The sequence below is a fragment of the Amycolatopsis sp. NPDC051371 genome (assembly GCF_040682155.1).
GTDB lineage: Bacteria > Actinomycetota > Actinomycetes > Mycobacteriales > Pseudonocardiaceae > Amycolatopsis.
In genome coordinates this window covers 21,482-27,942 of sequence record NZ_JBFBAG010000042.1, presented here as the reverse complement: position 1 = coordinate 27,942, position 6,461 = coordinate 21,482, and the positions used below count along the sequence as shown (strand labels likewise).

Annotated in this window: 6 protein-coding genes; all 6 read left to right on the top strand. The window is 69.2% G+C overall.

Annotated elements, in window-relative coordinates:
- Positions 1 to 97 precede the first annotated feature (97 nt).
- The 6 genes from AB0M59_RS39140 to AB0M59_RS39115 all read left to right on the top strand — a co-directional run bounded on the left by AB0M59_RS39140 (position 98) and on the right by AB0M59_RS39115 (position 6,436).
- The gene (locus AB0M59_RS39140) at positions 98 to 1,027 is read left to right on the top strand and encodes an ABC transporter permease (protein ID WP_364625706.1); all 930 of its coding nucleotides are present in this window, start codon (positions 98 to 100) and stop codon (positions 1,025 to 1,027) included.
- On the top strand, positions 1,020 to 1,973 hold the full coding sequence (locus AB0M59_RS39135) for an ABC transporter permease (RefSeq protein ID WP_364625703.1): 954 nt from the start codon (positions 1,020 to 1,022) through the stop codon (positions 1,971 to 1,973). The genes AB0M59_RS39140 and AB0M59_RS39135 overlap by 8 nt, the downstream gene beginning before the upstream one ends.
- A gap of 6 nt (positions 1,974 to 1,979) precedes the next feature.
- Complete coding sequence (locus AB0M59_RS39130) at positions 1,980 to 2,981, top strand: ABC transporter ATP-binding protein (protein WP_364625700.1); 1,002 nt, start codon at positions 1,980 to 1,982, stop codon at positions 2,979 to 2,981.
- Entirely contained in the window at positions 2,968 to 4,005 is a 1,038-nt protein-coding gene (locus AB0M59_RS39125) for a dipeptide ABC transporter ATP-binding protein (RefSeq protein WP_364625697.1), read from the top strand. Before AB0M59_RS39130 ends, AB0M59_RS39125 begins: the two co-directional genes overlap by 14 nt.
- A gap of 103 nt (positions 4,006 to 4,108) precedes the next feature.
- The gene (locus AB0M59_RS39120) at positions 4,109 to 5,800 is read left to right on the top strand and encodes a S8 family serine peptidase (protein ID WP_364625879.1); all 1,692 of its coding nucleotides are present in this window, start codon (positions 4,109 to 4,111) and stop codon (positions 5,798 to 5,800) included.
- A gap of 81 nt (positions 5,801 to 5,881) precedes the next feature.
- Positions 5,882 to 6,436 (top strand): hypothetical protein, encoded by a 555-nt coding sequence (locus AB0M59_RS39115; protein ID WP_364625694.1) that lies wholly within the window; start codon positions 5,882 to 5,884, stop codon positions 6,434 to 6,436.
- The last annotated feature ends 25 nt before the right edge of the window (positions 6,437 to 6,461 follow it).

The following is a 6,461-nucleotide window of genomic DNA, read 5'->3' as shown; positions in this document are numbered from 1 at the left end:
GCGCGGCCGCCTTGCTCCGCTCGCGTTCGCGGAGCTCGGCGCTCGAAGCGAGAACACTGTTTCCCACTCACGACGGCCGGCGCGCACTAGGAACGTCATGACCCGCTATGTCCTGCGACGGCTGCTCCAGCTGATCCCGGTGTTCTTCGGCACCACCTTCCTCATCTACGTCCTGGTCTGGGCCGTGCCCGGCGACCCGTTCTCCGGCAAGTGCGGCCAGACCGCCTGCCCGAAGGCCTACATCACCCAGATGACGGAGAAGTTCCACCTCGACGACAACCTCTTCGTCCAGTACTTCAAGTACCTCGGGAGCCTGTTCACCGGTGACTGGGGCGAGACCTTCAACGGCACCTCGGTCGGCGAGCTGATCGCGACGTCGTACCCGATCACGCTGCGCCTGGCCGTGATCGCCGTGGTCATCGAGGCCCTCATCGGGCTCACCGCCGGCGTGCTGACCGGCCTGCGCGGCAAGGGTTTCCTCGACAACTTGGTCTTGGTCTCGACCACGTTCCTGATCTCGCTGCCGGTGTTCGTCACGGCGATCGTGCTGCAGCTCGCCTTGGGCAGCAACGGCCTCGGCCTGATCGAGGCCAGCGTGTCCGACAACCCCAGCGTCGGCGAGCTGATCGTGCCCGGCATCGCGCTCGGCAGCCTGTCCATGGCCTACGTGGCGAGGCTGTCGAGAACGAGCATCGCCGAAAACCGCCGCGCCGACTACGTGCGCACGGCGATCGCCAAGGGCCAGCCGAACAGCCGTGTCGTCGGTGTCCACCTGCTGCGCAACTCGGTGATCCCGGTGCTCACCTTCCTCGGCACCGACCTGGGCGCCCTGATGGGCGGCGCGATCGTCACCGAAGGCGTGTTCAACATCAACGGCCTGGGCGGGCTCATCTTCCGCGGCATCCAGAACCGGGAGAGCGCGACCGTCGTCGGCGTCGTCGTCCTGCTGGTGCTGGTGTACCTGCTGATGAGCCTGATCGTCGACCTGCTGTACGCCGTTCTCGACCCGAGGATCCGCTATGACTGACCCGAACCTGGTGGGCGGCGGCGGGGCCGACGCGGCCGAGCTGTCGCGCATCGACGACTCCGGCACCGGCCCGCAGAAGCCCCGCAGCCTGTGGAGCGACGCGTGGCGCCAGCTGCGGCGCAAGCCGGCCTTCGTCGCGTCGGCGGTGATCATCCTGCTGATCGTGCTGATCGCCATCGCACCCGGCCTGTTCAGCTCCCGGGAAGCCGGGTTCAGCGATCTCACGCACGCGAACGAAGGCCCGTCCGCGGACGCCTGGTTCGGCTACGACAACCAGGGTTACGACGTCTACGCCCGCACCATCTACGGCGCTCGCGCGTCCCTGCTGGTCGGCGTGTTCTCGACCTTGCTGACCGTCCTCTTCGGATCGCTGGTCGGCATCTTCGCCGGCTACTACGGGCGGTTCGTCGACAGCATCCTGTCGCGCTTCGGCGACATCTTCGCGGGCCTGCCGTTCGTGCTCGGCGCGATCGTCATCCTGACGACGTTCAACGCGCCCGGCTCGAACCCCGGCGCGGTCACGATCATCGTCCAGGTGGTCTGCTCCATCGCCGTGCTGAGCTGGCCGGTGGCCATGCGCATCATGCGTTCGGCGACGCTGGTGGCCAAGCAGCTCGACTACGTGAAGGCCGCGCGCGGGCTCGGCGCGAGCACCCCGCGGATCATCTTCCGGCACCTGCTGCCCAATACGATCGCGCCGGTGCTGGTGTACGCCACCATCGCGCTCGGCGCGTTCATCGGCGCCGAGGCGACGCTGGCCTACCTCGGCATCGGCGTGCGCCCGCCGGTGATCTCGTGGGGCGTGATGATCAGCGACTCGCGGGACTACTTCCGGGTGGACCCGCACATGCTGCTGTTCCCCGGCGCCTTCGTCACCCTGACCGTGCTGGCCTTCGTGATGCTGGGTGACGGCATCCGCGACGCGCTCGATCCGAAGTCGAGGTAGATCCCCTTGTCCGACAACGAACTCTTACTCGAAGTAGAGGATCTGCACGTCGAGTTCCGGACCTCCGACGGCGTGGCCAAGGTGCTCAACGGCGTCGGCTACTCGGTGCACGCCGGCGAGACCCTGGCGGTGCTGGGCGAGTCCGGCTCCGGCAAGAGCGTCACCGCGCAGACGGTGATGGGCATCCTCGACATGCCACCGGGCGTGATCACCGCCGGTGCGGTGCGCTGGCGCGGCGAGGACCTGCTGACCGCGTCCGAGGACCGCCGCCGCGAGGTGCGCGGCAGCGAGGTCGCGATGATCTTCCAGGACGCGCTCTCCGCGCTGAACCCCGTGTTCACCGTGGGCTTCCAGATCGAGGAGCAGCTGCGCATCCGGCTCGGGATGTCCAAGAAGGACGCCCGCAAGCGCGCCGTCGAGCTGCTCGACATCGTCCGCATCCCGGCCGCGGACCGGCGGATCAAGGACTACCCGCACCAGTTCTCCGGCGGCATGCGCCAGCGCGCGATGATCGCGATGTCCCTGGCGCTGGACCCGGACCTGCTCATCGCCGACGAGCCCACGACCGCCCTCGACGTCACCGTCCAGGCCCAGATCATGGACCTGCTCGCCGAGATCCAGGCCGAACGCAAGATGGGGCTCGTGCTGATCACCCACGACCTCGGGGTGGTCGCGGAGGTCGCCGACCGGATCGCGGTGATGTACGCGGGCCGGATCGTCGAGCAGGCCGACGTCGTCGAGCTGTTCCGCGCGCCGGCCCACCCCTACACCGCCGCGCTGATGGACTCCCTGCCCCGGCTCGACCTCAAAGGACAGACGCTGGAAACCATCAAGGGCCTGCCGCCGAGCCTGCTCGACATCCCGCCGGGCTGCCCGTTCCACCCCCGGTGCAAGCGGGCCGAAGCCCGGTGCTCCGAAGAAGTCCCGGCACCGCGCGGGATCGGCTTCGGCCGGACCAGCGCGTGCCACTTCGCCGAAGAGGTGGTGAACTCCCGTGGCAGCATCTGATTCCGCCTCCGCCGAGAAGCGCACGTCGTCGGACCCCATCCTCTCGGTTTCCGGACTCCAGAAGTACTTCCCGGTCCGCACCGGCATCCTGTTCAAGCGCACGGTCGGGCAGGTCAAAGCGGTCGACGGCGTCTCCTTCGACCTGATGCCGGGCGAGACGCTCGGCGTCGTCGGCGAGTCCGGCTGCGGCAAGTCGACGCTGGCGCAGGTCCTGATGCGTCTCGAAGAGCCGACCGGCGGCACCGCGACGTTCGAGGGCCGTGACATCTTCTCGATGCGCGGCAACGAACTGCGCAAGCTGCGGCGCGAGATCCAGATCGTGCTGCAGGACCCGTACACCTCGCTCAACCCGCGGATGACCGTCGGCGACATCGTCGGCGAGCCGTTCGAGATCCACTCCGACGTGGCGCCCAAGGGATCGCGCGCGACGAAGGTGCAGGAGCTCCTGGAGGTCGTCGGGCTCAACCCCGAGCACCTCAACCGCTACCCGCACCAGTTCTCCGGCGGGCAGCGCCAGCGCATCGGCATCGCGCGGGCACTCGCGCTGCGGCCCAAGGTGATCATCTGCGACGAGCCGGTGTCCGCCTTGGACGTTTCGATCCAGGCGCAGGTGATGAACCTGCTCGGGGACCTGCAGGACGAGTTCGGCCTGTCCTACGTGTTCATCGCGCACGACCTTTCCGTGGTGCGGCACCTGTCCAACCGGGTCGCCGTGATGTACCTCGGCAAGATCGTCGAAATCGGGACGGACGAGGAGATCTACGAACGACCGTCCCACCCGTACACCCAGGCGCTGCTGTCCGCCGTGCCCGTCGCGGATCCGGCCGTCCGCGGGCAGCGGCAGATCATCCGGCTCGAGGGTGACGTGCCGAGTCCGCTGGATCCTCCGTCCGGGTGCCGGTTCCGCACGCGCTGCTGGAAGGCGCAGGACCGGTGCGCCACGGAAGTCCCGGAGCTGGTGCCGAGGACGGACGGCCACTTGTCAGCTTGTCACTTCGCGGAGCAGAAGTCGGTTGTTCCATAACGTCCGTTCGGCCGTTGTGGCTGCATTGTCCGATCTATACGGTGCAGGAACCGCTTTCCCGAGGAGGAGAATCGTGCAGAGACCCAGGCTTCTCGCCGCGGCCATGGCCATCCCGCTGTTCGGGGCGATCTCGGCCGTCGCGGTCCCGGTCGCGGCCGCGCAGCCCGCGCTGGCCGGCCCGGCGACCGAGTTCACCGTGCTCGCCAAGGACACGCAGAGCATCGGCACCGCCCAGCAGGCGATCCGCGCCGCGGGCGGCACCGTGCTGGAGACGAACACCGCCGTCGGCCTCATCAAGGCCAGCGCCCCGGCCACCGGATTCACCGAGCGCGTCTCGGCGAACCGGGCCGTGTTCGGCGCGGCCAAGGCCCAGGTCATCGGCTCGCTGCCGAAGAACGGCAAGAAGGCCAAGAACGACAACGCCGAAAAGGAAGGACGCGGCGCGGCCTCTTCGAAGAAGGCGGCGACGAAGGCCGTCGGAATGGACCCGCTGGACGACCAGCTCTGGGGCCTGAAGTCCGTGCGCTCCGACCTTTCGCGCACCAAGCAGCCGGGCAGCAAGCAGGTCAAGGTCGGCGTCATCGACACCGGCATCGACGGCACGCACCCGGACATCGCGCCGAACTTCGACGCGGCCGACTCGCGCAACTTCGTCAAGGACATCCCGTTCGACGTCAACGGCGTCGAGGTCGACGGCCCGTGTGAGTTCCGCGGCTGCGTCGACCCGGTCAACCACGACGACGGCGCCCACGGCACGCACGTCGCCGGCACCATCGCCGCCGCGGCCAACGGCTTCGGCGTCTCCGGCGTCGCGCCGAACGTCACGCTGGTGAACATCCGCGCCGGCCAGGACTCGGGCTACTTCTTCCTGCAGCCGACCGTCGACGCGCTGACCTACGCCGGCGACGCGGGCATCGACGTCGTCAACATGTCGTTCTACACGGACCCGTGGCTGTACAACTGTGCCGCCAACCCGGCCGACTCGGCCGCGGAGCAGGCCGAGCAGCGCACGATCATCGAGGCCACCCAGCGCGCGCTGAACTACGCGCACCGCAAGGGCGTCACGATGGTGGTCGCGCTGGGCAACCAGCACACCGACCTCGGCGCGCCGCAGCCGGACACCACGAGCCCGGACTACCCGGCGAACTCGACGCACCCGCGTCAGGTCGACAACAGCTCCTGCCTGAACCTGCCGGTCGAAGGCAACCACACGATCGGCGTCGGCGCGTTCGGGCCGTCGCAGGCGAAGGCGGACTACTCGAACTACGGCACCGAGCAGATCTCGGTTTCCGCGCCGGGCGGGTACTTCCGCGACGGCTTCGGCACGCCGTGGTTCCGCACGGTCGAGAACGAGATCCTCTCGGCGTACCCGAAGAACGTGGGTGTGGCCGAGGGCAACATCGACGCGGCGGGCAACGTGACGCCGGAAGGTGTCGCGCTGGGCGTCCAGAAGGCGACGGCGGCCGACGGCCGGGTCGGCTACTACCAGTGGCTGCAGGGCACGTCGATGGCGACACCGCACGCGGCCGGCGTCTCGGCGCTGATCGTTTCGCAGTACGGCAAGAAGTCCCACGGCGAGTTCGGCCTGGACCCGGACAAGGTCCAGCGCGTGCTCGAGGGCACGGCGTCGGAGATCGCCTGCCCGGTCCCGCGCACGGTGGACTACGTGGACGAAGGCCGTGGGCCGGAGTTCACCGCGACCTGCCAGGGTGACCCGTCGTTCAACGGCTTCTACGGCAACGGCGCGGTCGACGCGTATGCCGCGGTGACCCGCGGGACGCAGTACCTGAAGTAAGGAAAGTTTCAACGCCCGCCCCGGGGAGGCAACCTCCCCGGGGCGGTCCGCGTTCTCCCTGCGAACGAGGGGGATTGCGGGATGGACGTGCGCGAACCGGCGCTGCCGGTGGATCCGAGGTTGCCGGGCGAGCCGACGGTGCTCGAGGTGGGCCGCACACGGATGTGGCTGGCCCGACGCGGGGTGCCGGTGTGGCTGCCGACGCGGCTGGCCATCACGTTCGTCGGCGGCGCGGCGCTGTGTGCGGCGACCTTCCTGACCACGCCGCGGTTCACGTCGAGGCACTGGTACCCGCCGGCGGTGGAGGTCGGGCTGCACACGCTCGCGCTGGCCCTGGGCGCCGGCGCGACCGCGCTGGTGCTCGGCCGGGCGCTCCGCGGGCCGGTGATCGCGGAGGACGCGGCTTCCCGGTGGGTCGACGAGCTGTTGCGGGCCGAAGACCCCTACCGGTTCGCCCCGAGCGCGGTGTACGCGGTGCTGGCGATGCCGGTCTTCGTGGTCGACTGGGCGACGCCCGGCTGGCTGGGCTGGTCGGCGCTGAGCTACCTGGTGGTCGTGGTCGTCCTGCAGCTGACCGGCTGGCTGGTCACCCGTCACCGGTACCGGCGCCTGCCGCCCGGTTACTACGGCCGGTAAACCTTTTCGCCCGCTCGTGCGTGTT

What these genes read in the sequence shown, in the direction of transcription:
- AB0M59_RS39140 (WP_364625706.1), top strand. Translation starts at nt 98, where the DNA reads ATGACCCGCTATGTCCTGCGACGGCTGCTCCAGCTGATCCCGGTGTTC.
- AB0M59_RS39135 (WP_364625703.1), top strand. Translation starts at nt 1,020, where the DNA reads ATGACTGACCCGAACCTGGTGGGCGGCGGCGGGGCCGACGCGGCCGAG.
- AB0M59_RS39120 (WP_364625879.1), top strand. Translation starts at nt 4,109, where the DNA reads ATGGCCATCCCGCTGTTCGGGGCGATCTCGGCCGTCGCGGTCCCGGTC.
- AB0M59_RS39115 (WP_364625694.1), top strand. Translation starts at nt 5,882, where the DNA reads ATGGACGTGCGCGAACCGGCGCTGCCGGTGGATCCGAGGTTGCCGGGC.